Source organism: Stenotrophomonas sp. SAM-B (genome assembly GCF_013387485.1).
GTDB classification, from domain to species: domain Bacteria; phylum Pseudomonadota; class Gammaproteobacteria; order Xanthomonadales; family Xanthomonadaceae; genus Stenotrophomonas; species Stenotrophomonas maltophilia_AA.
In genome coordinates this window covers 517301-542972 of sequence record NZ_JABBXB010000002.1, presented here as the reverse complement: position 1 = coordinate 542972, position 25672 = coordinate 517301, and the positions used below count along the sequence as shown (strand labels likewise).

Sequence of the window (25672 nt, the reverse complement as noted above, 5' to 3'; positions counted from 1 at the left end):
TGTTCATCCTTCCATCTGCTCCAGTTCCTTGCCCTTGGTTTCGTGCACATACCTGAGCACGAAGAAGACCGAGATGACGGCCGACGCCAGGTAGAGGCTGTAGGTCGCCGCGAGTCCGATGGCGGCCAACAGAATGGGGAACGTCACCGTCACGGCGAAGTTCGCGGTCCATTGCGCCGCACCCGCCACGGCCAGTGCCGAGCCGCGGATCTGGTTGGGGAACATCTCGCCCAGCATCACCCACATCACCGGGCCCCAGGAAAGATTGAAGAACACCACGTAGGCATTGGCCGCCACCAGCGCCAGCGTGCCCATGCTCCCGGGCAGCTGCAGGCGCCCATCGACCAGCGAGCCACTCGCGAAGGCGACCACCAGGAGCGCCAACGACACCGCCATACCGGCCGAGCCGATCCATAGCAGCGGCTTGCGCCCGATGCGGTCGATCAGCAGCACGGTGACGAGGCAGGCGCCGATGCTGAGCGCACCGGACAGCACGTTGATCAGCAGTGCGTCGTTCTCGGAGAAACCGACCGCCTGCCAGAGCACGGCGCCGTAGTAGAACACCACGTTGATGCCGACCAGCTGCTGGAAGATGGCCAGGCCGATGCCGACCCAGACAATCGGGCGCATCTTCCCGGTGGCCTTGCTGCGCAGATCCGACAGCCGCGGGCGATGGTGGTCGGTCGACAGTGAGGCGTCGATCTCGGCCAGCTTGGCCTGCGCCTCGGCACCGCCGAACAGCCGCGTCAGCACGTGCAGCGCCTCGTCCTTGCGGCGCTTCACCACCAGGTAGCGCGGGCTCTCCGGAATGGTCAGCAACAGTGCCAGGAACAGCAGCGAGGGCACCGCCTGCATCCAGAACATCCAGCGCCACGCCGCATGCCCGCCCCACAGCGGCTCGGTCGAGGCGCCGGCGGTGGCCGCCAACAGATAGTTGGACAGGAACGCGACGGTGAGCCCGCTGATGATGGCGATCTGCTGGACCGTCGCGAGGCGGCCGCGGTAGCGCGCCGGCGCGACTTCGGCGATGTACGCCGGCGAGATCACGCTGGCCGCACCCACCGCAAAGCCCCCCATCACCCGCGCGATGATGAACAGGGTCGACGACGCCGCTGCACCTGCCCCGATCGCCGACAGCAGGAACAACACCGCCGAGACGATCAACACGTTGCGGCGTCCCAGGCGGTCGGACAGCCGGCCGGCGCTGAAGGCACCGATGGCGCAGCCCAACAGCATCGAGGCGATCTCGAACCCCTGCATCCACTCGCCTGACCGGAACGTCTGGTGCAGCCCGTCCTGGGTGCCGTTGATCACGCCGCTGTCGAACCCGAACAGGAATCCGCCAATCGTCGCCACCACGCTGATCAATACGATCAGCCGGGTGTTCTCCCCACCGCTCACTGCCTGGTTCATTGCCCTGCCCCTCCCCGATTCGGTGTCATCGCTGCGAACTGTCGCGCTCAGCGCAGCAGGTACTGGTTGAGCAGGTTCTCGTAGCGTTCCTGCTTGCCGCTGGTCTGGTTGGGCTCGCCGCCCTTGGCACCCAGTGCGGCCAGGTCCGTGAGGCTGAGCGCACCGCGCGCGAACTCCTTGCCGGCACCACTGTCGAAGCTGGCGTAGCGGGCCTTGCGCCACTGTTCCAGCGGCGAGTCGTTCAGCAGCGCGTGGGCCACTTCCAGCCCGCGTGCGAATGCGTCCATGCCGCCGATGTGGGCGATGAACAGGTCTTCCATGTCGGTGGATTCGCGACGCAGCTTGGCGTCGAAGTTCAGACCGCCCTCCAATCCGCCCTGCCGCAGTACGACCAGCATCGCGCCCACGGTGTCGTAGAGGTCGGTCGGGAACTGATCCGTATCCCAGCCGTTCTGCGCGTTGCCGCGGTTGGCGTCGATGCTGCCCAGCAGGCCGTGGTCCGAGGCGACCTGCAGGTCGTGCTCGAAGGTGTGGCCGGAGAGCGTGGCGTGGTTCGCCTCGATGTTGAGCTTGAAGTCCTTGTGCAGGTCATGTTCTTTCAGGAAGCCCGCCACGGTCGCACTGTCGAAGTCGTACTGGTGCTTCATCGGCTCCATCGGCTTGGGTTCGATCAGGAAGTTGCCCTTCAGGCCGATGCTGCGGCCATAGTCGCGCGCCATCGTGAGGAACCGCGCGAAGTGGTCGACCTCGCGCTTCATCTGCGTGTTCGCCAGCGAGGCATAGCCTTCGCGGCCACCCCAGAACACGTAGTGTTCGCCGCCCAGTTCAACCGTCGCCTCCAGGGCCGCCTTCACCTGCACGGCGGCGCGCGCCACCACGGCGAAATCCGGATTGGTGGACGCACCATTCATGTAGCGCGGGTGCGAGAACAGGTTGGCCGTGCCCCACAGCAGCTTCATGCCGGTCGCATCCTGCCGGGCCTTGGCCAGGCCCACCATGTGCTTCAGGTTCTTCTCGTACTGGCCGACATCGTCCGCATCCGGCGCCAGGTCGATATCGTGGAAGCACCAGTACGGCACGCCGAGCTTGGTGAAGAACTCGAACGCCGCGTCCACCTTCGCCTCGGCAGTCGCCATCGGCGAGGCGCCTTCCCACGGGAAATTGCGGGTGCCCGGACCGAACGGATCATGCCCGGCGTTGCAGAAGGTGTGCCAGTAGCAGGCCGCGAAGCGCAGATGCTCCTGCATCGTCTTGCCACCGATGACCTTGTCCGCGTCATAGACCTTGAACGCGAGCGGATTGTCCGAGCCCCGGCCTTCGAAGGGGATGCGGCCGATGCCGGGGAAGTATTCCTTGGCGCCGATGAAGGGTTGATTGCTCATGGTGCGTCTTCCTGTCGTTGTGCGAGGTGGTGCGTAGAGGGATCAGCCGCGATACAGCGGCGTGAGGGCGTCGAGGTGTCGAAGGAAACGTGCATAGGCCGTGGCATAGGCGTGCGTACGCATCGGATCCGGGTGAGCGGACTGCAGCGGATCGACCGCAACGTGCCGGTCCGCGATGTCGGCGATGGAGGCGGCGTCACCGCGCGCGTGACCCAGCGCCCACAGGGCCTGCAATGCCGCACCGAAGGCCGCCCCCTCGGACTGGGTCGGCACGTCCACCGGCAGGCCGAAGACATCGGCCACCATCTGCCGCCACTGCGCGCTGTTGCTGCCGCCACCGGTCAGCACGATGCGGTCGAACCGCATGCCCGCGCGGACGAAGGCGTCGTATCCATACTTCAGGCTGTAGGTGGCGCCTTCCATGGCCGCGCGGTAGAGGTGCGCCGGGGTCATGTTCGTCGTGTCCAGACCGGCCAGGACGCCCTTGCCCAGCGGCAGGTCCGGCGTGCGTTCGCCATTGAGGAACGGCAACATCACCAGGCCGTCGGCACCGGGCGAGGTCGCCCGCAGGTGCACATCGCCATCGCGGGTGCTGAAGCCGAAGGCATCGGCGACCTGTTCGGTTACCACGGTGCAGTTCATCGTGCATATCAACGGCAGCCAGCCACCGGTGGACGAGCAGAACGCGGCCCAGGCGCCGTCCGGATCGACCACGGGCGTGTCCGAATAGGCGAACAAGGTGCCCGAGGTGCCGAGGCTCATCGCCAGGCGACCGGGCACGACGCAGCCGGTACCGATGGCCGCCATCATGTTGTCGCCCCCGCCAACCGCAACCTTCACCGTCTCGGGAAGCCCCAATAGGCCCGCCGTGGCCGGATCGATGTCGAACAGCTCGTCGGGCGCGGCGATGCGCGGCAGGCAGAGGGCCAGGTCGCGCTCCGGATCGGTCGCGCGCAGCAGCTCGGCTGACCAGGTCCGGGTGCGCACGTCCAGCCAGCCCGTACCCGACGCATCGCCATGCTCGCAGAAGCGCTGGCCGGTCAGCACGAAGTTGAGGTAATCGTGCGGCAGCAGGATCGTGGCGAGCCGTGCGTATGCGTCGGGCCGATGCGTCTTCGTCCAGGGCAGTTTGGACGCGGTGTAACCGGTCAGGATGGGGTTGCCGGCCAGCGCGATGGTGCGCGCTGGTCCGCCGAGTGCGTCCATGATCTGCACGCACTCGGCCGAGGTGCTGGTGTCGCACCACAGTTTGGCCGGTGCCAGGACCTCCCCCGCGGCGTCGAGCGGTACGAAGCCGTGCTGTTGCCCCGAGACCGCCAGCGCGGAGATGCGGGAACGAACCTTGGAATCGATCGCGCGGAAGCAGGCCTGAAGGGCTGCGCCCCACGCGGCCGGCTGCTGCTCACGGCTGCCATCGGCGGCGGAAGCCAGGTCCAGGGGCGCGCTCGCGCTGGCAATGAGCTGCCGCCCGGCAGGGTCGTACACCACCACTTTCAGACTCTGTGTACCTGCATCGATTCCTGCAACCAGATCCATCTATCTCATCCCCGTGGGTGTATGGAGGTAGCGCTACCATTTCTGTGCAGCAGCGTGCTGCCCTGCTAGGCCAGGGCTGAGGCCCGTGGCCAGACGTTCTGCGCCGTCCGGCAGTAGCGTTCGATGAAGGCTGCCTGCGACGGCATCGTCGCGACCGCCTGCTGCACCGGCTGGCGGATCCGCATCAACAGCGTGCGCAGGTCCGCGTCGCTGATGGCAGCGGCAAGCGGATGCGGGGGGCCCGGCTGGATCCCCTGCCCCATCAGCACGCTTGTCCAGGAGTCCACCCGGAAGAGCTCGCCGGGGTCCTGCCAGGCATGCGCACGTTCGCGCCAGGCGCGCAGCCGGACCGCAAGCGATTCCGGCAGTTCCATCTCACGACAGGCCTTCCACATCGGCTCGTCGCGCTGGTTGGCGTGGTAGTGCAGGATGATGAAGTCGCGCACGTGCTCCATCTCCTGGCGGCTGACGTCGTTGTACAGGTCCATCAGCGCCGGGCTGATGCCGTCGAACGGGAACAGCTGGATCAGGCGCACCACCGCACTGATGGTCAGGTGGATGCTGGTCGACTCCAGCGGCTCGATGAAGCCACTGGCGAGGCCCAGCGCTACCACGTTCCTGTTCCAGGCCTTCAACCGGCGCCCGCTGCGGAACGGCACCAGCCAGGGATCGCGCAGGGGCGGCCCGTCGACGTCACGCAGCAGCTTGGCCCGCGCCTCGTCATCGGACATGTGGCGGCTGGAGAACACCAGGCCACAGCCGACCCGGTGCTGAAGCGCGATATGCCATCGCCACCCGGCTTCGTGCGCGATGGCGCGGGTGTACGGCACCGGCGGGCCGACCGACTCGGTCTGCACGGCAACGGCGCGGTCACTGGGCAACCATTCGTTCCAGTCCTCATAGCCGGTATGCAGGGTCTGCTCGGTCAACAGGCCGCGGAACCCGGTGCAGTCGATGAACAGATCGCCCTCGATGACCTGCCCGTCTTCCAGCACCAGGGAGGCAACGGCGCCGTCGTGGGCATGTTGCCGGACCTCGCGGATCTTGCCTTCCACCCGGCGCAGCCCGTGGCCTTCGGCTTTGCGGCGCAGGAATTTCGCGTAGAGCCCGGCGTCGAAGTGATAGGCGTAATTGACCTGGGGCTGGGTCTGCAGCGAGAACCGGTCTTCCCGCGAGGCCACGCTTTCCAGGCAGAAATCGCCCAGGTCCGACGGCATGCCGCGGCGCAGGCTGTCCAGCCAGAAGTGGTGGAACGGCGTGGCCCAGGTGCCCTGCCCGATCGTGCCGAACGGATGGATGAAACGGTCGCCGGGCCGACGCCAGTTCTCGAACGAGATCGAGAGTTTGAACGTGCCGGCGACGGCCTGCAGGAACTCCTGCTCATCGATCTGCAGGAATCGGTGGAACGTGCGGATGGGCGGCACGGTCGACTCGCCGACACCCACCGTACCGATCTGCTCGGACTCCACCAGGGTGATGTCCAGCTGATCGCGGAACTGGTGCGCCAGCGCACAGCCGGCCAGCCAGCCTGCGGTGCCGCCACCGGCGATGACGACCCTGCGGATACGCCCTTCGGTTGTGTTCGCCACGTTCAATGCGGTGCTCCCATCAGCGGTTGAGTCGAGCCAGCAACTGGGCGCGCATGCGGCGCGCCTGCGTCTCGTCGAACGGTGCCAGGTCGCCCCGGGCGGCATCGGGCAGGTGGTGCCCTGCCCGCTCACCCGGACCGAATACGTAGTACTCGAAGATTTTTGCCCAGGCCTGCTTCTCGCGCGCCGGCAGGTCGCGCACGGCCCACATCGCGTGATGGAGTGCCGGCAGCGGTGAGGAAAGGAAGGCCGGCGAACTGCGCCACCAGTAGTTCACCAGCACATTGAACGGCGCGAGGCTGCGCACGTGATGCCACCACAGGCCGGGAATGAAGATCGCATCGCCCGGTTCCAGCTCGGCGGTCTGTGCGCTTGCCAATGCATCACGGAACCTTGGATGGCGCGCGAAGTCCGGCTCGTCGAAATCCACCACGCTCACCACCTGCCCCCCCGGGGTGGGTTCCAGCGGCCCCGGATACAGATTGTCGATCTGCTCGGGCGGGAAAAGCGTGAACCGGCGCCGGCCCACGGCGCAGCAGGCCAGGTTGTCCGGGGTATCGAAATGGCAGGAGGCGGTCACGCGGTTGCCGATCCAGATGCTCGCCGAGGCCTCGATGCCCTGCCCCGCCAGCCCGGCGTCGTTGGCCTGCGCGAAGCCGGGCAGCGCCCGATCGATCAGCAGCGACGCGAGATAGTAGGTAGGTGGCCTCGGGTCGTCGAGATGATCCGCAATTCCGTCCAGCACCTGGCTCAACAACCCACGCCGGACCTCGACGTTCAACCGGGTGAAGTCCGCGTTGTAGAACGGACGCCCCTCGATCTCGGGCCCGCCGAAGGAGTATTGGACAGGGATTCCCGCTTCGAAGCCGCGCAGATACCCCATCGCCTCCTGCGTGGAGCGCAACCCCGCCTGTACCAGCCCCCAGTCGCGCGCGATGCCGCGCAGCACCACCGGCTCGCCGGCGGCCACCAGCGCCTCCAGCGGGAGCGCGCCCGGCTCCAGGTCTTCCAGGGTCTGCATCGCAATGCCGCCCAGCACCGGTCAGTTCCTGCCCGCCGCCGCAGCGGCATCCTGCAGGCGCAGACGTTTCTGCTTCTCGGCGATCAGGCGCCGCATGTTGTGCAGCGACGCCAGCATCAGGTACGCGCCTTCCAGGTAGCCGGCGTGGTTGAGTTCGGCCAGTGCGGGGCCGTCCAGCTGGCCAAGCCGGTCACGGTCGATGGCGTGCAGACCGTTGACACCCACCCGATGCTCCTGGGCAATCTGCACGTCGAGCGTGACCGGTTGAATGAGTCCTTTGGCGTCGAGCGCGGCAAACATCTGCGCGCCGAAGGCGTGGCCATCGTGAATGCCACGCAGCACGCCTGCGATGTGGTCCAGATACGGCGTATTGCCCCCCTGCGGCAGGAACACCGGCTCGCCCTGCATCGCATTCACGCGCGGATGATCCAGATCCACGTGCAGCACTGCCTCCTGGATGAGCGTGCCATCGATACGGTTCTCCTGGAAGCCGATGAGGAACGGCCCCTTGGCTGCGGCCCCGGGCAGGTAGGACGCATTCCATCGGCCGTCCTGCAGAAACAGGTTTTCGTGCTGCTCGAACCCGAGCAGGACCACCGACTGCCACTCGCCCGTGACGGCGTCCCTGCGAAGGAAAATGGGATATTCGCGCTGCAGTTCAGCGAACTCGCTCGGGTAGGCCGGCACCATGCCGACCGCGTCGCCGAACTCGGGGCCGAAGTCGGTGGCCACGCGCAGATCGCGGTGGGCGATGTTGTTGAGCATTTCGTAACGCGGCATGGTGTTCTTCCAACCCCATCAGGACCCTTGAACGGGTGCCGCCGCCAAGGCAGCGGCACCCCCACACATCAGAACCGGTAACGAACGCCAAGCATATAACGCGGACTCTGGTCTGCCAGCTTCACGATCATCTGCGAGGTGCGCGAGCGCCAGCGGACGTCCTCACCGGTCAGGTTGATCGCCTCCAGCCCAAACGACCAGTGATCATCCAGGGTGTAGTTCACGCTGAGATCCCACTGTTCGTAAGCTTCCACGTAGTACGGATTACGGCTGGCACCCTGGTTGGCCAGGATCAGGTACTGGTCACGCCAGTTCCAGGCCAGGCGCACCGACCAGCCGTATTTTTCGTACATCAGCATGGCGTTGGCAGTATCACTGAGGCCGGTCAGCGAGAACTGGTCGATGCCCGGGTCGCCCCCGTTGTTGTAGCCGACATCGCCGTTCACGAGGGTGTAGTTCGCCAGGACGCCGAACCCGGTGTCGCCGAAGAAGTACTGCCCACCGAGCTCCCAGCCATGCAGCTTGGACTCGTTCTGGTTGATGGGCCGGTTGACGTTGAACTGGTACAGCGGGTCGGCCGCCGTGCCATACAGATCGTAGCTGGCTTCGGTAGCCAGGACCTGCGCGTCTGTACCGTTGTAGGCACCCAGTCCGGCGGGATTGTTGCGCAGCAGCGCCAGCGCGGTGAACAGCGCGGTGTCGTTGCCGTTGCAGGCCGCCGCATTGGCCGCACCGACCTGGGTCACGCAGGCGCCGCTGTTGAGGAAGGCCAGCGCCGACTGTGCATCCGGGCCGGAGGTCGGGTCGCGCAGGCCGTACAGGTTTTCCTGGACCACGGTGTTGCCGATGAAGTTGGCGACCCGTTTGTTCCAGTACGTGACCGACACGTAGCTCGCGTCAGCGAAGTACCACTCCAGCGCCAGGTCGAGGTTGTCCGATTCCAGCGGCTTCAGCTGCGGGTTCTGTGCCGTGCCGCTGGCCCGCGAAGACGGATCGATCAGCACGGAGCCAAATGGTTGCTGCGCGGTCGGGCCTGCATAGAGGTTGCCGATCGGCGCGCGCGCGATGCTCTTGCCGAACGAGACGCGTCCCTTCAGGTCGTCCATGAGGTCGATGCTGAAGTCGAGGTTGGGCAGGATGTAGCTGTAGCTGTTCTTCTCGGTGAACGGCTGTTGCTCGTCGGACAACACCACGCGGAAGTCGTTGTTGGACTGCCATTCGATGGCCTCCGGGATGGCGATGACCGACGTCGACACCACATCGGTGGTTTCATAGCGCACGCCCAGGCGGGTATTGGTGCGCAGGCCGCCCAGCTCGCCGTCCAGTTCGACCTGGAAATAGGCCGACTTGGTCTTCTCCTCCACCAGGTTGTCCGCAGCACGCTGCGGGCTCACGCCGAGACTGGCGCCATAGTTGTCCGCTGCCCATTGCGCGAGGCGGCCAGCATCGCCGCGCCAGGCGGTGAAGCTGTTGGCATTGAAGTCGTTGAACAAGCCGACGATGTTGACCGGCTGCAGCAGGTCCATCAGCCCGTTGGCGACATCCCCGTCCACGTTGGCCACGCCCCAGTCGCCCAGGGTGTTGTAGTTCTCCGCGGCCTGGATGCGGTGGGTGGTCTGCTTGCTGGAGTCCACGCCAAACTGGAAGCGGCCCTTGTCGAAGCTCCACTCACCGTCGACGCGACCCTGCTTGATCTCGCTGATCTGGGTCTGCGAGTTGATGCGCAGCACCTGCGACCCGATCTCGCCCGGCACGAAGCCCGGATTGACCACGCCATTGGTCTTGGCCAGGGCATCGGCCGTGCTCGGGTACCAGACCTGGGTGCCCACTGGCAGGCCGTTGTTGAAGTTCATTTCCTGCACCCACGACCCACCGCAATGCGGTCCGGTGGTGCAGTTGTTGGTGCCGGCGATGCTGCTGAAGATGGAGCCGCCACCGGTGAGCGGATCGTTCGGGCGGCTTTCGTTCTTCGAGTCGTGCGCGTCGAAGCTCAGTTTGAAGCGGTCGGTGACGTTCCACTGGGCATTGAAGCCGAGCGATCCCAGCTTGTACTTCTGCATGCTGCGCTGCTGTTCTAGCCCGAAATCCTTGGTCCCCGCGACTTCGCGGATATAGATCGGGGTTGCGACCGCGCCGCTGGTGTCGAAGGTGACATCGGTGTAGTTGCTGTTCTGCAACCACATGCCCTGTTCGCCACGATTCTCGGTGATCTCGTTCGTCGAATAGGTGTAATCGAGGGTCAGGGTCACCGCATCTGTCGGTGCGAACTGCAGCACCGCCTGGCCATTGACGCGCTCACGCTCGAACTCGGAGAACGCATAGCGGAGGTCGTTCGGGCGACCGTACAGTGCGCCCACCGCGGGTGCGTTGACCACGGTCGGGTTGCCCGGCATCGTGCCGGTCCACGGCTGGATGTTCCAGTAGTTGTTGGTGGCCTGCACCGAGCCACCCTTGCGCTTCTGGTAGCTCGCACTCACGCCAACGCCGAAGGTCTTTTCCGGGTTGCTGTAGCTGAAGATGCCGGACAGTTCCGGCGTCAGGTCGCTGTCGAACGGCTGGCTCTGGTCGGAGACGACCTTCGCACCGGCACTGGCGACGGTGCCATCATGGTCGAACGGCCGCGCCGTCAGGATGTTGATGGTGGCGCCGATGCCACCGCTGGGCACATTGGCCTGGCTGGTCTTGTAGACCTCGATGCCGTTGATGGCCTCGGCGGCCAGCTGGGCGAAGTTGAACGCGCGGGTGCCGCCGTCGACACCGCCGATGGCGACCTGTCCCGAGGCACCGAACGCATCAGCACCCGGCATCTGGCGCCCGTTGAGCGTCACCATGTTGAACTGCGGGCCAAAGCCTCGCGCCGTGACCTGCGCCCCTTCGCCATCACGGCGCTCGATGGAGATGCCGGTGATGCGCTGGAGGGACTCGGCCAGGTTGGTGTCCGGGAACTTGCCGATGTCCTCGGCACTGATCGCATCCACCACGCCGGCCGAGTCGCGTTTGATGTCCATCGCCTGGCTGAGGCTGTTGCGGATGCCGGTGACCTGCACGGTATCCAGCTGCGTCGGGCTGCTGGGCTGGGCCTGCGCTTGGGCGACGGGCGCCGGCGTTGAGGCGTCCTGTGCGAAGGCGGGATTGATGACCAGGACGCCGCCCACGAACGTGAACATGGCCCTGGAGGTGAACTTCGCCAGCGTGCGGCTCATGAACGAGCCCCCCGGCCTTGGGTACGACGGAACGTAGAAGCGCTCATGACTCTCCCCTCTGACATATACGATCGAATGGATGTACCGCCCCTCCTGGGGGCACGTACGGGCGATGCCCGTCTTCCACACCGAACATCGCAGTGCGCTGTGCGCTCACTGCGACTCACACTCGCTTTCAGGCTTGCCAGAACAGCCGCGTGGTAAAGGGGGGGGTACCCACTGGCCCTTACCCCGGCCAGGTGGTAGCGCTACCATCACGTCACGGCCGCAGACTAATCATCCGGGGTCGCGCTTGTCATCATGCAGCGCAGCAAAGGAAACGAGCCCTTGAAGAACAGCCACAGAACCGTCCGTCGAAAAGCGAGTGCCATCACTATCGACGACGTCGCGGCGCACGCCGGGGTATCCGCCATGACGGTGTCCCGCGTCATCAACGGCCATGCGGGGGTGCGCGAAGGCAATCGCGCGCGTGTGATGCGCAGCGTGCTCGAACTGGACTATCGGCCCAATCCTGCGGCGAGCGCCCTGGCGGCGGCGCAGCACACCTGCATCGCGTTGATCTACACCAATCCCAGCGCCAGCTATCTTCGCGAACTCCTGGTCGGGGCGCTGCGCGGATCCACCCGGGCCGCGGCGCAGCTGGTAATCGCCACCTGGGACGACCTGGGCGCGCAGGCGCGTCGCGAGGCGGCACGGCAACTGTCCAGCAGCGTGGCGGGCGTGATTCTTCCCCCACCCCTGTGTGAGTCGAAGGACATCGTCGACGAATTCCTGCTCGGCGGCATTCCCGTCATCTCCATCGCGTCCAGTCATTTCAGTGACAGGGTGTCCTGTGTGCGCATTGATGACCGCCAGGCCAGCCATGACATGGTGTCGCACCTGATCAGCCAGGGACATACCCGCATCGGCTATATCAAGGGCGATCCGAATCAGACCGCCAGCGCGCACCGCTGGCAGGGCTACCGGGATGCGCTGGCTGGCGTGGGCATCGCGTACGACGCTGCACTCGTCCACCCCGGTTGCTTCACCTACCGCTCCGGACTGGAGGCGGCCGAGCGGTTGATGGCCCTGCACACGCCGCCCAGCGCGATCTTCGCCAGCAACGACGACATGGCGTCTGCCGTTGTTTCCGTGGCGCATCGTCGCGGCCTCGAGGTGCCGCGTGATCTGTCGGTGGTCGGTTTCGACGACACCTCCGCGTCGACGATGGTGTGGCCGGAACTGACCACGATCCGTCAACCGGTGGCGGAGATGGCGGACACTGCCATCGACATCCTGTTGCGCGAGATTCGACGCCCGACTGCTTCCGCGCGCGCCATCGTCAACCACGTGCTTCCGCACCAGTTGGTCACGCGGGCGTCCGTATCGCGGCCTTTGCCGGACGTTTAGCCGCCTGGCGCGGAGGCGGCCACCTTACAGGCGACGGTCCAGGACCTGGCCCGGCCAACCGTCTATGTTGAAGGTCGACAGCCTTTCGTAACCGCACGATTCGTAGAAACGCACCAGGTCGCCACTGCCTCCGCCATAGCAATCCACGCGAAGGTAGGCAACACCCGCGGCACGTGCCTGCTCGTCGGCGAACGCCATCAGCCGGCGGCCGATACCGCGCACGCGCGGATCCCGCGAAGCAACCAGCACACGGACATAGAGCTCTGGCTCGTTCGCCGCGGGCACGTAAGGCATGGCCTCGCCCAGCGCCAGGAATGCGCGTACCTCACCCTTCCCTGTTTCAGCCACCCAGGCGCCGGGCAGCGCGCAGGCATCGGTCACCTGGGTGATGCGGCGCGGAATGGACGACCATGCTTCGCTGCCCCACTGCTGCGGGTTGCCGATGGCCACGAACCACGCAATCACTTCGTCGAACAGCCGCAGCACAGCGGGCGTATCGGTCACGCTGGCGCGACGGATGGTCAGCGCTTCCTTTCCTGGATCAGTCACGCATGTCACTCCTGCCGGTGGCGCTACGCCACATCCAGCAGTAGTTTGCCGCCATCTGTGGCAGACACCAAGTCTACCGACGCGATGTCTGCGCGATATCGTGCACTGTTATCATGGATGGCTGTATGGACAGGGATGATGAAGGATGTTGAAGCTGCGGCTGGCGCAACGCTGGGAGCGATTGGGCGTTCGAGATGCCGACGTCGGCGTGATGCTGTTGTTCGCACTGCTCGCCGCGTTCCTCGCCTGGGGCGCCTATGAGATGGCCTATCCCGAACACGGCTGCATGCGGATGGGCAAGGGCAACAGCGGCCCGCTCCAATGCGACCCAGGGGAGCTGATGAAAGAAGCGATGTGGCCGATGTTGCTCAGCGCCCTCAGCGCCTACGCCGTCCTCTATGGTCTGTGGGGCTGGATCAAGGACATGGCGAGGCCGCTGACGCTGGACGGCGATACGGCCAGCGCTCCGGATGCCGATCAGCAAGGGCCTTGAGCGGGCCGCTGCCCGTCGGCTCACTTGATCTTCAACTCTGGTAGCAGCGGATCGACGTCCACCAGCTCCAGCGACGTGACCATGTGCAGTGTTCCGTTCTTGTACGCGAGGAAGTGCGGGCTCTTTACATGTGCTTCGTAGGCCTGGCGGTTGGCGTAGATCTCCAGGATGGTCAGTCGTGTCGGATCCTCCTTGTCAAACACCGCATACAGCGACAGAACACCAGGCTCAAGCGCCATTGAAGCGCGGACCTCTTCAGCCAGCGCCTCCCGATAGGCGGGGAGATGGGCAGCGTCCACGGTGATTTTCGACAGTCTCGTCATCTGCGCCTCCTCTGCCCGAGCGCTGAAGGAAAGCGCGATCAGACAGATTGAGATGCCCCACATTGCCTTGTTCATTGCTCTCTCCGACGCCTGCGCGTCATTCGATGAAAACCTCTCTCCGCGTCACTCGGTGTGCAGGGAGTCCAGTTGATGTTCAATGGCCTCGCGCGCACGCGTTGCCGCCTGCGGGTCGAAACGTGCGTCAAGAACATCGGCCAGCTCACGCAGTTGCTCGACGCTCACGCCGATGTTCATGCTTATCCCGACGTGAGACTGCAGCTGGGGTTCCACCCCGGACATCGCAGCCAGCATACTGACAGTGGCCAGCTCGCGGCTCTGCCAATCCAGGTTGTCACGTTCGAAGATGTCCCCGAACAGGTGGGTCCGTAGATAGGCGTTGGCCTGTGGCGCGAACTCGAACAAGGGTCCGGCGACCGGCGCACCTGCCAAGGTGGTTTGATTGGCCGTCCCTGCCGCCAGCAACGCATCGCCCTTGGGTATCGGCTTCACCGGTTCGCGACCGGCCTCATCGTGGATGCCGCGCTGCCTGCGCGCGTCCAGTACCTTCATCATCTCGCCGAGTGCATTGAGACTTCGGGGAAAGCCGGCATAGGCGTACACCTGTACGAGGATCTCGCGCGCCTCGGCCACGCTCAGCCCGGCGTCCAGGCCGCGATTCACTGCCTCGCCAAGGCGGGCCATGTCACCCGCCGCTGCGGCAGCGCTGATCGGAATGATGGCCTGCTGCCTGGCATCCAGTGCGGTGGCCGGCTCGTCAGTAGAATTGAGATTCATCGATGTCTCCTTCGTATGCATGTGCGCCTCATCAGCTTCGGGCCTCCGCAGCCATCGCCGACGGGGCGGCGGACCCGGCGTCCGCGGCCGTGACATAGGCCAGCAGCGCCGCAGACACCAACACGCCGGCACTGGCCAGGAATGTGCCGGCGAAGCCGACGCTGTCCAGCAGCAGGCCGCCGAGGGTGGAGCCCAGCGCGATCGAGCACTGCACCACCGCGACCATCAGCCCCCCGCCCGCTTCGGCGTCGTCGTTGCTGAAGGTGCGCGCCAGCCAGCTCCACCACCCCACCGGTGCCGCCGTGGCCAGCAGGCCCCATGCTGAAAGCAGTGCGGCCGTCGGCCACAGCTGCGGACCCAGCGGAACCAGTGCCGCGGCGATCACCGCCATCAAGGCAGGAACCGTCACCAGCGTGCGGTAGAGCCCGCGCCTGAGGAACGCCCCGATGGCGAGTGTCCCGACCAGGCCGCTTACACCGATGGCCAGCAGCACCAGCGGGACAGTGGAATCCCCCGCGTTGGTGACCCGTTCCAGGAACGGTCGCACATAGGTGAACAAGGCAAACTGTCCCATGAAGAAGGCGCCGCACGCGGTCATGCCCAGCGCCACCACCCGCCGCCGGAGCAGCACGAGCACGCCGCGCTGTGGCTGCCTGCGCTCCGCTGCCATGGACGGCAGGCAGGCCCACTGCCACGCAAGCGCGACAGCCGCCACCGGCAGCAGGCACAGGAATGCCCCGCGCCACCCGATCACGCCGCCCAGGTAACTGCCCAGCGGCGCGGCGATCACCGTTGCCAGCGCATTGCCGCCGTTGAAGATCGCCAAGGCACGCGGCACCTGTGCTGCGGGCACCAGCCGCATGGCGGTCGCCGCGGACAGTGACCAGAACCCGCCGATCACCACGCCGATCAGCGCACGGCCGATCATGTAGACCGGATAGTTGGGGGCCAGTGCGACGATCAGACCCGACACCGCCATCAACGCAGTCAGCGTAAGAAGCAACGTTCTGCGGTCGATGGCACCGGCCAGCCGGGAGATCGACAGGCTGGTCAGCACCGCGAAGGCGCCCGAGATGGCAATACCGTATCCGGCAAGGCCCTCGGTCACGCCAAGGTCCGCGGCCAAGGGGGTAAGCAGGCTCACCGGCATGAATTCGGATGCGATCAACGCGAAGACGCACAGCGTCATCGCAAGCACGCCGCCCCAGTTGCCCCTGTCCACGGTGGTGTCGGGACGACTCATTTCCCGGCCAGGCTCTGCTGGAAGAACGCCGTCAGCTTGGCGAACGGAATCAGGTCGGTGCGGTCATACAGGTCCACGTGCCCGGCGCCCTTCACCCAGTAGAGCTCCTTCGGTTGGCCGGCCCGCCGGTACGCGTCTTCGCTGAACTCACGGGAGTGTGCGGTGTCGCCGGAGATGAAAAGCATCGGCCGTGGCGAAAGGGTCTCGATGTCGTTGAACGGATGGAAGTTGATGAACTTGACCAGGCTGCTGAACAGCGGCTGCGTGGTCAGTTCAGGGCGCTCGCCGGCGGCCGCGTAAGCGCCGCGCGGCGTGCGGTAGAAGTCGAAGAATTCGCGCTGCACGGCCGGGGTATCGGGCTCGAGCGTGTTCACGGTCCCGGGCACATACACGCGCTGCCCGCCCCTGAACTCGACCAGACGCTGCTGCGCGGCCGCCTGGATCATCTCGTTCCGCTGCTCCAGCGATTGCGCCTTGTTCAGCCCCTGGCGCACGGCGGCGCCCATGTCATACATGCTGACCGTCGCGATCGCCTTGATCCGCGGGTCGATCTTCGCCGCGCTGATCACGAAGCTGCCGCTGCCACAGATGCCCAGGCCGCCCACCCGTTCCGGGTCCACGAACGACTGCGTACTCAGGAAGTCCACGGCCGCACTGATGTCGTCCGAATAGATTTCCGGCGATACCAGGTGACGCGGCGTGCCCGCGCTTTCACCCCAGAAGGACAGGTCGATCGCGAGCGTCACGAAGCCCTGTTCGGCCAGCTTCTGTGCGTACAGCTGCGAGCTCTGTTCCTTCACCGCGCCCATCGGATGACCGACCACCACGGCCGGCGCGCGGCCGTCGCGTCCCAGACCCTCGGGCCGGTACAGCGTGCCCACCACCTCCATCTGGTACTGGTTCTTGAACCGGACGCGTTCGCCGGTCACCCGGTCGCTCCTGTAGAAATTGTCCGCCCCCGTGGTCCTGGTGGCCGCTGGCGCGTCGGAAGCCCACGCGGAATGTGGAACGAGGGGGCTGGCGAGCAGTGCCAGCAGCAGCGTGGTGGGTTTCATGCGGACCGCCTCTGGAGGAGTGAGGACGCCACGATAGGCCCGGGCCGTTACCGCGATAAGCCGGCTGAAAGTTGATGAATTAATGAGTTTAGCTCACAATTGACCCATGAGCGCAGTGAAGACCAACGACCTGCAAGCCTTCCTGGTGGTGGCGCAGGAGCAGAGTTTCACCAAGGCGGCGGCTCGCCTGGGCGTCACCCCGTCTGCGTTGAGTCATTCGATGCGGCTGCTGGAAGAGCGCCTGGGCATCCGGCTGCTGGCCCGGACCACGCGCAATGTCGCCCCGACCGAGGCGGGTGAGCGCCTGATGCGCTCCATTGCCCCGCACTTCGAGGCCATCGGCGCAAGCGTCGAGGCACTCGGCGACCTGCGCGACCGCCCGGCCGGGACGCTGCGGATTTCCTGCACGGACGACTCCATGGAGACCATCATCCGTCCCCGCCTGGCCGGGTTCCTCGCCGAGTATCCGGACATCACGCTCGAGTTCTACGTCGACTACGGTTTCACCAATGTGGTGGAACAGCGCTTCGACGCGGGCATCCGACTGGGTGAGGCGCTGAGCAAGGACATGATCGCGGTCCGGGTGGGTCCGGATTGGCGGCTGGTCGTGGTGGGGTCTCCCGAGTATTTCGAGACGCATCCCAAGCCCAGGAAACCCGCCGACATCACGCGCCACCGTTGCGTGAACATCCGGCACCGCCCGAACGGGTCCATCTATGCCTGGGAATTCGAGGAAAAGGGCAAGGAGTTCACCGTGCGTGGCGACGGGCCGCTGGTGTTCAACAGCATGGTGCACGTCATCAATGCCGCACTCGACGGGCTGGGCCTGGCGTATGCGCCCGAGCCCATGGTGGCCGATCACATTGCCGAGGGGCGGCTGGTGGCCGTCCTGGACAAGTGGTGTGTGCCCTTCCCCGGCTATCACCTCTACTATCCGAACCGTCGGCAACCCTCGCCGGCATTCTCGGCGCTGGTCGCGTGGCTCAAACGGGATCCCTAGCGCTCACGCCCATGACCCGTTGAACAGGAAGAATGCGCCCAGGACCCAAACGAGCAGCATCAGGTGCCCCCGCTGCAGATCGTCCTGACGGATCCAGTACGCAAACCAGAGTCCGCCGAGGTGCATCGCCAGCAGCAGGAGGGTGAAGAGGCTCAGCGCCAGGTTCAACCACGGCCGGGCCTGATCAATGCCGCTCGCAAACAGGAGTAGACAGCATCCCATCGCCATCGCTGAAAGCGCCAGCAGCTTCAGGGCCAGCAGCGCAAGTGCTGCGCTTCTGCTCAGGACACTGGACGTCACCGCACGCGTCGCAAGCGCGGTCTCAACCGGCGGCGCCTGCCGCAGCAGTGCCATGGACAGGGTGAGGCCCACCGCACCGGCCAGTTCGCGGAATGCTCTGATGTTGTCGATGACGGCGATTGCCAGCCAGACAGTCAAGCCCATCGCGTAGACGGATTGGAACAGCCAGATCGACATCGGCAACGACATGGGAGAACCATCCTGAGGAAGCTGGGCTGAGCAGCCTATTACCTCAACCGCGATTCAGGTCAACAGCGACCTCTTTCCCCTCGCGCCAAACCCCAGCCCGACCTCATCGAGGCGAGGGCTGGGGCAGTTTGACCGTGCGACGCCACGACCCGCCGTGGCGCCAGCCGGGGGGCGTGTTCCTATCGGTGCAGTGCGTCGATGATCACGCCTGTTGCGATCTCCACCAGCAGGTACTCGGTATCCGACTGTCGAACCCAGCGATGACCGCGACCAGGGTCCCGCAGACGATAGTGCGCGTAGTCGTCCACCCAGTAGCGGCGGTCGACCTCAGCCCAAGGCAGCCTCTCCCCGCGTCGCCATGCCTTTTTCTGCCATCCCGGCGGTGGGGCATCGCGGTTGTGGGGGCCGCCGGCGTGAGGGGGTGGGCCATTGCCCCGTGCGTGGTGCGGCGGGTCGGCCCAGGCGGGAGCTGTGGCCATCGCCACTGCGGCCATCAGCGTAATGCCAAGCAAGCGTCGGGTTTTCATAGGACAGCCTCCACTTCGGCCGCAGCGTGCGGCGTCACAGCGGCGAATATAGGCCGCTGCGTGTGAATGGATCGACGCGCCCTGCCCTGACTCCACGGGTGCCCCGGTTTCACGTCGGCCAGGGCTTCACAGGCTCAGCCCGCCGCTTCCAGCTTTCCGCTTGGCATGACAAGCCGCGCAGCGCGCAGGTATCGCACGTACTTGCCAATGAAGATGCCGGTGAAACCGCCCGACAACAGCAGGTAGACCGCGCGGAAACTGCCATCGGCGCTCAGTGAAGGCGACGCGGAGAGCGCAACCTCGAAACCGTACTTCACCGCGAACGTGACCAGCAGCAGCGGCAGCAGGCTGTAGTCCGCGCTGCGCCACACCTTCCCCGTGGACGCGTTGAGGGTGAGCGTTGCGCGTCGCAGCAGCATCCACCCAAGGGTCATGCCCGCGCCGATGCCGACCAGCCACTCGGCCCACGCCTCCCAGGAACCGCCGAAACGGTGGCCGAGCGACCAGGCTCCCCAGGCGGTGAAGAGGGCCGGCACGAGGGCCAGTTTCGTGAGCGAAGTTTCACCGGGTTTCATGGCCGCGATGCCGCGGCTGACCAGGAAGACCAGAAGCGCCCAGACCCACACAGGTGTGTTCGAGATGAGGTGCTGCAGCATGATCACGGGGAGTCCTTGATGGGGGTGGGTGCCGGCGATGCAACGCCGCGCGGGAATGGCTCCATTCTCGCTTTGCACCGACCCATCACAAGTGACAGGTGTCAGGCATCCGGAATTACTTCCCCCTTGCCAGCGCTGTTCTCCCGCGCCGCGATCCTCTCCACCAACGTATCGATCGCTGTTTCCATGGCGCGCGCAGTCTGGTCGCCGCTCTGGTTGGTGATCACGAAGATGCCGAGGTCGTACTTCGGCAGGATGTAGATGTAGCACTGCGAGCGCGGCACGCCACCATGGTGCGCATAGTAAGTACCCTTCAGGGGGTCGCCACGGACGATGTTCCAGAAGTAGCCGATGCTGGACTCGGCATCAAAGGTGACCAGGGTACGATGCGATTCCTTTGCCACGGGCCCGTCGGCCAGCTGGAACTTCAGGTACTTCACCATGTCGGGAAGCGTCGCCTTTGCGTTTCCGGATGCACCCCACGGCAACGGTGGCATCGGCGTGGTCGGTACTGGGTTGTCACTGTGATAGCCGACCGCAAGACGGGGCGCCTCTTCATCGCTCAGCCTGATCCTGAGGCCGGTCATCCCCGCAGCGTCGACGAGGTACGCGCGCAGCAGCGACTCGTAATCCTTTTTGTAGACCACTTCCAGGACATGTGCCGTCAGCTCGGTCCCGGCACTGGAATAACCATAATCCTTCCCCGGCACCCGGGGAATCTCGACCGTGTGCAGGTCCCGGAGGAAGTCCGCCTTGTCGTAGCGCGCATAGACGGCATTGAGCGCGTCGGGCGTACGGTGATCCGTAAAGTCGGCGAGCACCGTGTTCGCGCGTTCCGGCAACATGTTCGGCAAGCCACTGGTGTGCGACAGCAGGTGCCGGATGCGGATGGGGTAGCCTTCGTACTGCAGGTTCGGATAGTCACCCTGCAGATACATCCGAACGTCGTCGTCCAGGCCCAGCTTGCGATCCAGCACGGCATTGGCCATCAGGGTGCCGGCCAGGGTCTTGCTCAACGAACCGATTTCGTAGAGGGTCGCATCGGTCGGCGGGTCCGGCTTCCCGGCTTCCATGTCGCCCCGATGCCGGATGAACTCCTTGCCCCGGTACACGACGCCGATCGAGGCTGAGTGGAGCAAGGGCTGCTCGACCAGCGCTGCGGCGACCTCATCGATCTCCGCCCCGAGATCCTTCGCTGGGCCCTTCCCGCCTGCGCAGCCCATGACAAAAAGCGAGGCGGAGAGAACGAGGCAGCGCAACCACGCGCTACTGGGAACACTCATGGACGTCGCGTGCATGCGTAGGCGCTTGAGGAGGATATGGCAGAGCGCGATCTTAGAGGTGCTGGGGCCCTGCAACAAGACGATGGAACCCGGCAATCGCGCCCTGCTCTCCCCCTGCCGCCTTCAGCGCTGCTGATCCCTCAGGAAAAACCAGGTAATCAGCGTGGCATCCGGCCCCTTCGGATCGGTGAACGGCAACCCGGACTGGCTGCCGCTCCAGGCATGCCCCATCCCCTGCACCACGTAATGCTGGGCCAGTGTCCTGCCCCCATAGATGTACGTGTCCACCGTGTAGGCGCGCCCGCCCGGCACCTGGCCCTGGAAGGTGCTCGTCGGCAGATACTTGACCGACTCGTTGTCCACCCCATCGTCCGCCAGGTCATTGGTCTGCAGGAACTGGCGCACGGCCTGCTGTCCGTTCACCGGATTGACCGTGGCATCGGCGCTGCCATGGAACACCAGCACCGGCATCGGTCGCGGCGACGGTGAGCCGGCGCACTGCCAGGCGAGCCGGCCGTTGCTGTCCGGGGAATAGATGCTGCCCGCCAACAACGCATAGGCGCTGCCCGACACCGTGGTGGCGCCCTTGTACATGCCGCCGGAATGCACCGCGCCAGCGGCGAACACGTCCGAGTAGCACGCCAGCATGATCGAGGTCATCGCACCACCGGCGGAAATGCCGGTGACGTAGACCCGGCGCGGATCGATGCTGTAGCCCGCCTTCACCTGGCCCACGATTCCGGCCAGGATCGATGCCTCGCCACTGCCCCGCGCCTGGTTGATCGGCAACTGCCAGTTCCAGCAGCGTGCGGGGTTGGCGGTGACGTTCTGTCGTGGGTAGACCACGATGAAACCTTCCGTATCGGCCACCTCGTTGAAGCCCGACGCCTCGCCCATCAGGTTCGGCCCGTTGACGCAGCCGTGCAGCACCAGCAGCATGGGCAGTGGTTGGCTTTCCTGGTAGCCGGCCGGCACCCACACCTGGTACTCGCGGCTGCCGAACACATTGCCGTAGAGACCCACATCCCAATGCCCAGCGGGGCCTGCAGCAAGGGCGCTGCCCGCCGTCGCCAGCCAGGTGCACACCACCAGAAGTGCCGCCTTGATCGAATCGATTCCAGATGTCATCGCCAGATCCTCATGCGTGAGTTGTGGGTAGGGTGTTGCGACGCCGCTGTCAGACCCAGCCTGTGGCGTAGTAGATGCCGATCACCACGAACACCGCGAGGGTCTTGATGACGGTCACGGTGAAAATGTCCTTGTAGGCCTGGCGGTGGGTGAGCCCGGTCACCATCAGCAGGGTGATGACGGCACCGTTGTGCGGCAGGCTGTCCATGCCGCCCGAAGCCATCGAGGCGACGCGATGCAACACTTCCATCGGGATGCCGGCGGCCTGCGCATTGGCAATGAAGGTGTCCGACATCGCGGCGAGGGCGATGCTCATGCCGCCGGACGCCGAGCCGGTGACGCTGGCCAGGCCGGTTACCGTGACTGCCTCGTGCAGCAGAGGATCCTTGATGAAGCCCAGCGCGTTGGCCACGACCATGAAACCCGGCAGTGCGGCGATCACCGCACCAAAACCGTATTCCGACGCGGTGTTCATGGCGGCCAGCACCGCACCGCCGATCGCGGCCTTGGTGCCCTCGGCGAACTTCGTCACCACCGGACGCCAGGCCAGCGCCAGCACCGACAGGATGCCGACCAGCAGCGCACCGACGACGGCCCAGATCGCCCCGATCTTAGCCACGTCCTGCACCACCGGTACGGAACTGCCCAGTACCGATGGCACGAAGCTGTGCTCTGCGCCATACCAGTGCGGCATGCCCAGGGTGAACAGCTTGTTGGAGACGAACACCAGCACCAGCGGCAGGATGGCAATGCCCGCATGCGCCAGATGGGTGCCGGTGAACGGTGCCGGCTCGTTCACCAGGGTGGCCGGATCGCCGTATCCCTCGCCGTTGCGCAGCGCGACCCGGCGGCGCCACTCCAGGTAGGTCATGCCCACCGCAAGCACGAAGACGCTGCCGAGCGTGCCCAGCACCGGGGCCGCCCAGGTATCGGTGCCGAAGAACGTGGTCGGGATGATGTTCTGGATCTGCGGCGTGCCGGGCAGCGCGTCCATGGTGAAGCTGAAGCCGCCCACGCCCAGCGTCGCCGGAATCAGGCGCTTCGGGATGTCACTCTGGCGGAACATCTCGGCGGCGAACGGATAGACCGCGAACACCACCACGAACAGCGACACGCCGCCATAGGTGAGCAGGCCCGAGACCAGCACGATCGACAGCATCGCCCGCTGCGGCCCGAACAATCGGATCGCCGCACCAACGATGGAGCGGGAAAAGCCGGACAGTTCAATGAGCTTGCCGAACACGGCGCCCAGCAGGAACACCGGGAAGTACAGCTTGAGGAAACCGACCATCCTGTCCATGAACAAGCCGGTGAACATCGGTGCCACCAGCGAGGGATCGGTCAGCAGCACGGCGCCGAGCGCGGCGATGGGCGCGATCAGGATCACGCTGTAACCCCGGTAGGCCGCCAGGATGAGGAAGCCCAGTGCTGCAAGTACGATCAATAACGACATTCGGCGCTTCCCGATGAGGATGCGCCCAGTATCCCGATCTGGCGGTCGCTGCCGACTGGACCTAGGTCCACTCGCGGGTGTACCACGGCGCCGCTAGCCTAGGCTCCAGGGGTGGCAATGGGCCATCTGCAATGCACATGCCTGGGGGGAGGACCGAATGAAGCGGAACTGTTTGAGCCTGATGATCGGCACGCTGTTGGCCTCCGGGCCGGTACTGGCGCAGGAAGCACCACAGGCCGCGCCGTCGGCGGGCAGGACCGCATCGGCCACCACGCTGGACAGCATCACGGTCACCGCGCGCAAGCGCGAGGAAACCCTGCAGGAAGTCCCGGTGGCCGTCACGGCCTTCACCGCCCAAGCCCTGGACAGGATGAACGTGCAGGACATCAGCGACCTGGATGGACAGGTGCCCAACCTGACCATCTACGCTGCACGTGGTGCCAGCAGCACGGTCACAGCGTACATCCGCGGCGTCGGCCAATCCGACCCGACCTGGGGGGCTGACCCGGGCGTGGGCATCTACCTGGACGACGTCTACATCGCGCGCCCGCAGGGTGCGCTGCTGGATGTGTTCGACGTATCGCGCATCGAGGTGCTGCGCGGCCCGCAGGGCACGCTGTATGGCAAGAACACCATCGGCGGCGCGATCAAGTACATCTCGCGGGGGCTGCCGACCCAGACCGAAGGGTTCGCCCAGATCACCGCGGGCAACTACAACCAGCTGGATGCCAAGGCGGCCATCGGTGGGCCGCTGGGCGGGCCGGACAGTGGCCTGCGTGCCCGCGTGGCGGTGGCCAGCATGAATCGTGACGGCTTCGGCGAGAACACGTTCAACGGCCAGCCGGTCAGCGACAAGCAGATCAATGCCGCGCGTTTGAACTTGGGTGCGTACGCGGGCGACGATCTTGACGTGCAGTTCGCCCTGGACTGGGTCGATGACCAGTCGGGCATGCGGGGTTCCAGGATGCTGGCACCCAACCCGTTCCTGCGGGCGTACCCGCCGATGGATGACCGCTACGACATCCGTTCGGGGATGCGCAACCTCAACAGCGTGGAGACGAAGGGCGCCTCGGCGACGGTGAACTGGCGACCCAGCGAGGACGTGGCGCTGAAGTACGTGGTGGCCAAGCGCGAATCGGACAGCGAGGCGAACATCGACTTCGACAGTACGCCGGTGAAGCTGGCCGACGTTGGCGGTACCTACAACGACAACCAGGTCAGCAACGAGGTGCAGCTCAACTACGATGCGGGGGGGCGTGTGCGCGGCGTCGTGGGCCTCTACCAGTTCAGCGGTGAAGCCGGTGGTCAGATCCAGAACAACTACTTCAGCGCGCAGTTCGCGGACAACCAGGGCAAGGTGCTGACCGACAGCATCGCGCTGTATGCGGACTGGACTTTCGACCTGACCAGCAGGCTCAAGCTTGACGCAGGCGCCCGCTACACCGACGAAGACAAGCGCGCGATCGTGCTGAACCGCCTCTATTCCGATCCGACCTTCAGCCGGCCGGTCGCCGTGACGGCGGATTTCGACAAGAAGACCAACTTCAAGAACGTCTCGCCGAAGGTCTCGCTGGACTATCAGGTCACGCCGGACATCATGGTCTACGGTCTTGCCACGCGGGGATTCAAGTCGGGCGGCTACAACATCCGCGCCAACGCCGTGGCGGTGCCGCGCTCGGCCGAGCCGTTCGATGACGAAACCGTCGACAGTTTGGAGATAGGCAGCAAGATGGCCTTCCTCGACCAGCGTCTGTTCCTGAACCTCTCGGCCTTCCACAACAAGTACAAGGACATCCAGCTGTCCGTATTCACCGGCATCGATACCAATGGCGATGGCGTGGATGACGGCTTCTTCGGCGACTTCACCAATGCCGGCTCCGGCACCATCAATGGTCTGGAGATCGAGTACCAGTACCTGCCCAGCCAGCACTGGTTGATCTCGGGCAACCTGGCCTGGCTGGACGCCAAGTACGACGAGTACATGGATCGCGGCGTCAACGTCGCCGACCAGATGAAGTTCACCAACGCACCGGACTTCTCGGGCGCGTTGAACGTGGAGTACCGCACCGAGCTGGCCCGCGGCGGCAATCTGTCCGCACGCGTGAGCTACAGCTACCAGAGTGAAGTGTGGCCGACCACCGACCTCAGCCCGGTGATCCGCCAGGACGGCTACGGACTGGTCAACGCCGGTGTGATCTGGAAGCTCGATGAGGCCTGGACGTTCTCGCTGCAGGGCACCAATCTGGCCGACAAGGAGTATCGGACCACCGGCTACAACATCCCGGCGGTCGGCACGCTGATCGGGTTCTATGGTCCGCCGCGCCAATATAGTCTCAGTGCCCGTTACGATTTCTAGGAATCACCT

At 65.4% G+C, this 25672-nt stretch carries 22 protein-coding genes; 4 read left to right on the top strand and 18 right to left on the bottom strand.

Annotation, left to right across the window (positions count from 1 at the left end):
- Positions 1-3: 3 nt before the first annotated feature.
- The 7 genes from HH110_RS06660 to HH110_RS06630 form a co-directional block, all read right to left on the bottom strand.
- A complete protein-coding gene (locus tag HH110_RS06660) occupies positions 4-1413 on the bottom strand; it encodes a sugar porter family MFS transporter (RefSeq protein WP_176988931.1) in 1410 nt (469 codons plus the stop codon).
- Positions 1414-1460: 47 nt separating this feature from the next.
- Entirely contained in the window at positions 1461-2795 is a 1335-nt protein-coding gene (gene xylA, locus HH110_RS06655; protein WP_176988930.1) for a xylose isomerase, read from the bottom strand.
- Between the two features lie 42 nt (positions 2796-2837).
- On the bottom strand, positions 2838-4331 hold the full coding sequence (gene xylB, locus HH110_RS06650; protein WP_176988929.1) for a xylulokinase: 1494 nt from the start codon (positions 4329-4331) through the stop codon (positions 2838-2840).
- Between the two features lie 65 nt (positions 4332-4396).
- On the bottom strand, positions 4397-5926 hold the full coding sequence (locus HH110_RS06645; RefSeq protein ID WP_176988928.1) for a tryptophan halogenase family protein: 1530 nt from the start codon (positions 5924-5926) through the stop codon (positions 4397-4399).
- Positions 5927-5939: 13 nt separating this feature from the next.
- The gene (locus tag HH110_RS06640; RefSeq protein ID WP_176988927.1) at positions 5940-6959 is read right to left on the bottom strand and encodes a cupin-like domain-containing protein; all 1020 of its coding nucleotides are present in this window, start codon (positions 6957-6959) and stop codon (positions 5940-5942) included.
- 3 nt (positions 6960-6962) lie between these two features.
- On the bottom strand, positions 6963-7721 hold the full coding sequence (locus tag HH110_RS06635; RefSeq protein WP_176988926.1) for a SapC family protein: 759 nt from the start codon (positions 7719-7721) through the stop codon (positions 6963-6965).
- A gap of 68 nt (positions 7722-7789) precedes the next feature.
- Positions 7790-10924 carry a TonB-dependent receptor gene (locus tag HH110_RS06630; RefSeq protein ID WP_176988925.1) on the bottom strand — a complete coding sequence of 1045 codons (3135 nt, stop codon included), beginning with the start codon at positions 10922-10924 and terminating at the stop codon, positions 7790-7792.
- Between the two features lie 327 nt (positions 10925-11251).
- Here HH110_RS06630 and HH110_RS06625 point away from each other — a divergent pair, with 327 nt between their 5' ends.
- On the top strand, positions 11252-12313 hold the full coding sequence (locus HH110_RS06625) for a LacI family DNA-binding transcriptional regulator (RefSeq protein ID WP_342589228.1): 1062 nt from the start codon (positions 11252-11254) through the stop codon (positions 12311-12313).
- A 24-nt stretch (positions 12314-12337) separates the two neighbouring features.
- Here HH110_RS06625 and HH110_RS06620 read toward each other — a convergent pair whose 3' ends face one another.
- A complete protein-coding gene (locus tag HH110_RS06620) occupies positions 12338-12862 on the bottom strand; it encodes a GNAT family N-acetyltransferase (RefSeq protein WP_176988923.1) in 525 nt (174 codons plus the stop codon).
- Between the two features lie 145 nt (positions 12863-13007).
- Here HH110_RS06620 and HH110_RS06615 point away from each other — a divergent pair, with 145 nt between their 5' ends.
- On the top strand, positions 13008-13355 hold the full coding sequence (locus HH110_RS06615; RefSeq protein ID WP_176988922.1) for a hypothetical protein: 348 nt from the start codon (positions 13008-13010) through the stop codon (positions 13353-13355).
- A gap of 20 nt (positions 13356-13375) precedes the next feature.
- On the opposite strand, the gene HH110_RS06610 is transcribed toward HH110_RS06615, so the two are convergent.
- Genes HH110_RS06610 through HH110_RS06595 form a run of 4 tightly spaced genes read right to left on the bottom strand, consistent with a single transcriptional unit; the run spans position 13376 to position 16771 of the window.
- Positions 13376-13753, bottom strand: a complete 378-nt coding sequence (locus HH110_RS06610; protein ID WP_241696436.1) for a putative quinol monooxygenase — start codon at positions 13751-13753, stop codon at positions 13376-13378.
- Positions 13754-13801: 48 nt separating this feature from the next.
- Positions 13802-14473 carry a carboxymuconolactone decarboxylase family protein gene (locus HH110_RS06605; protein WP_176988921.1) on the bottom strand — a complete coding sequence of 224 codons (672 nt, stop codon included), beginning with the start codon at positions 14471-14473 and terminating at the stop codon, positions 13802-13804.
- 31 nt (positions 14474-14504) lie between these two features.
- Positions 14505-15716: an MFS transporter gene (locus tag HH110_RS06600; RefSeq protein WP_176988920.1), complete on the bottom strand. Its 1212-nt coding sequence runs from the start codon at positions 15714-15716 to the stop codon at positions 14505-14507.
- The gene (locus tag HH110_RS06595) at positions 15713-16771 is read right to left on the bottom strand and encodes an alpha/beta hydrolase (RefSeq protein WP_176988919.1); all 1059 of its coding nucleotides are present in this window, start codon (positions 16769-16771) and stop codon (positions 15713-15715) included. The genes HH110_RS06600 and HH110_RS06595 overlap by 4 nt, the downstream gene beginning before the upstream one ends.
- Positions 16772-16877: 106 nt before the next feature.
- On the opposite strand from HH110_RS06595, the gene HH110_RS06590 reads away from it, so the two are divergent.
- Entirely contained in the window at positions 16878-17771 is an 894-nt protein-coding gene (locus HH110_RS06590) for a LysR family transcriptional regulator (RefSeq protein ID WP_176988918.1), read from the top strand.
- Positions 17772-17774: 3 nt separating this feature from the next.
- Here HH110_RS06590 and HH110_RS06585 read toward each other — a convergent pair whose 3' ends face one another.
- From HH110_RS06585 to HH110_RS06560, 6 genes are all read right to left on the bottom strand, one after another.
- Positions 17775-18260, bottom strand: a complete 486-nt coding sequence (locus HH110_RS06585) for a DUF2165 family protein (RefSeq protein WP_176988917.1) — start codon at positions 18258-18260, stop codon at positions 17775-17777.
- Between the two features lie 179 nt (positions 18261-18439).
- Complete coding sequence (locus HH110_RS06580) at positions 18440-18787, bottom strand: RcnB family protein (RefSeq protein WP_176988916.1); 348 nt, start codon at positions 18785-18787, stop codon at positions 18440-18442.
- A gap of 134 nt (positions 18788-18921) precedes the next feature.
- The gene (locus HH110_RS06575; protein ID WP_342589227.1) at positions 18922-19449 is read right to left on the bottom strand and encodes a DUF6622 family protein; all 528 of its coding nucleotides are present in this window, start codon (positions 19447-19449) and stop codon (positions 18922-18924) included.
- A gap of 95 nt (positions 19450-19544) precedes the next feature.
- The gene (locus HH110_RS06570) at positions 19545-20726 is read right to left on the bottom strand and encodes a serine hydrolase (protein WP_176988915.1); all 1182 of its coding nucleotides are present in this window, start codon (positions 20724-20726) and stop codon (positions 19545-19547) included.
- 123 nt (positions 20727-20849) lie between these two features.
- Positions 20850-21854: a PHB depolymerase family esterase gene (locus HH110_RS06565; RefSeq protein ID WP_176988914.1), complete on the bottom strand. Its 1005-nt coding sequence runs from the start codon at positions 21852-21854 to the stop codon at positions 20850-20852.
- Between the two features lie 49 nt (positions 21855-21903).
- On the bottom strand, positions 21904-23307 hold the full coding sequence (locus HH110_RS06560) for a GntP family permease (RefSeq protein ID WP_176988913.1): 1404 nt from the start codon (positions 23305-23307) through the stop codon (positions 21904-21906).
- Between the two features lie 157 nt (positions 23308-23464).
- Between HH110_RS06560 and HH110_RS06555 the strand changes: the two genes are divergently transcribed.
- Positions 23465-25663 carry a TonB-dependent receptor gene (locus HH110_RS06555; RefSeq protein WP_241696435.1) on the top strand — a complete coding sequence of 733 codons (2199 nt, stop codon included), beginning with the start codon at positions 23465-23467 and terminating at the stop codon, positions 25661-25663.
- The last annotated feature ends 9 nt before the right edge of the window (positions 25664-25672 follow it).

Excerpts from the sequence above, each read along its gene's own strand:
- xylA (WP_176988930.1), bottom strand. The coding sequence starts at position 2,795 with ATGAGCAATCAACCCTTCATCGGCGCCAAGGAATACTTCCCCGGCATC.
- HH110_RS06595 (WP_176988919.1), bottom strand. The coding sequence starts at position 16,771 with ATGAAACCCACCACGCTGCTGCTGGCACTGCTCGCCAGCCCCCTCGTT.
- HH110_RS06635 (WP_176988926.1), bottom strand. The coding sequence starts at position 7,721 with ATGCCGCGTTACGAAATGCTCAACAACATCGCCCACCGCGATCTGCGC.
- HH110_RS06555 (WP_241696435.1), top strand. The coding sequence starts at position 23,465 with ATGAAGCGGAACTGTTTGAGCCTGATGATCGGCACGCTGTTGGCCTCC.
- HH110_RS06565 (WP_176988914.1), bottom strand. The coding sequence starts at position 21,854 with ATGACATCTGGAATCGATTCGATCAAGGCGGCACTTCTGGTGGTGTGC.
- HH110_RS06610 (WP_241696436.1), bottom strand. The coding sequence starts at position 13,753 with ATGAACAAGGCAATGTGGGGCATCTCAATCTGTCTGATCGCGCTTTCC.
- HH110_RS06580 (WP_176988916.1), bottom strand. The coding sequence starts at position 18,787 with ATGAAAACCCGACGCTTGCTTGGCATTACGCTGATGGCCGCAGTGGCG.
- HH110_RS06615 (WP_176988922.1), top strand. The coding sequence starts at position 13,008 with ATGTTGAAGCTGCGGCTGGCGCAACGCTGGGAGCGATTGGGCGTTCGA.
- HH110_RS06605 (WP_176988921.1), bottom strand. The coding sequence starts at position 14,473 with ATGAATCTCAATTCTACTGACGAGCCGGCCACCGCACTGGATGCCAGG.
- HH110_RS06570 (WP_176988915.1), bottom strand. The coding sequence starts at position 20,726 with ATGAGTGTTCCCAGTAGCGCGTGGTTGCGCTGCCTCGTTCTCTCCGCC.
- HH110_RS06600 (WP_176988920.1), bottom strand. The coding sequence starts at position 15,716 with ATGAGTCGTCCCGACACCACCGTGGACAGGGGCAACTGGGGCGGCGTG.
- HH110_RS06560 (WP_176988913.1), bottom strand. The coding sequence starts at position 23,307 with ATGTCGTTATTGATCGTACTTGCAGCACTGGGCTTCCTCATCCTGGCG.
- HH110_RS06590 (WP_176988918.1), top strand. The coding sequence starts at position 16,878 with ATGAGCGCAGTGAAGACCAACGACCTGCAAGCCTTCCTGGTGGTGGCG.
- HH110_RS06660 (WP_176988931.1), bottom strand. The coding sequence starts at position 1,413 with ATGAACCAGGCAGTGAGCGGTGGGGAGAACACCCGGCTGATCGTATTG.
- xylB (WP_176988929.1), bottom strand. The coding sequence starts at position 4,331 with ATGGATCTGGTTGCAGGAATCGATGCAGGTACACAGAGTCTGAAAGTG.
- HH110_RS06630 (WP_176988925.1), bottom strand. The coding sequence starts at position 10,924 with ATGAGCCGCACGCTGGCGAAGTTCACCTCCAGGGCCATGTTCACGTTC.
- HH110_RS06585 (WP_176988917.1), bottom strand. The coding sequence starts at position 18,260 with ATGTCGTTGCCGATGTCGATCTGGCTGTTCCAATCCGTCTACGCGATG.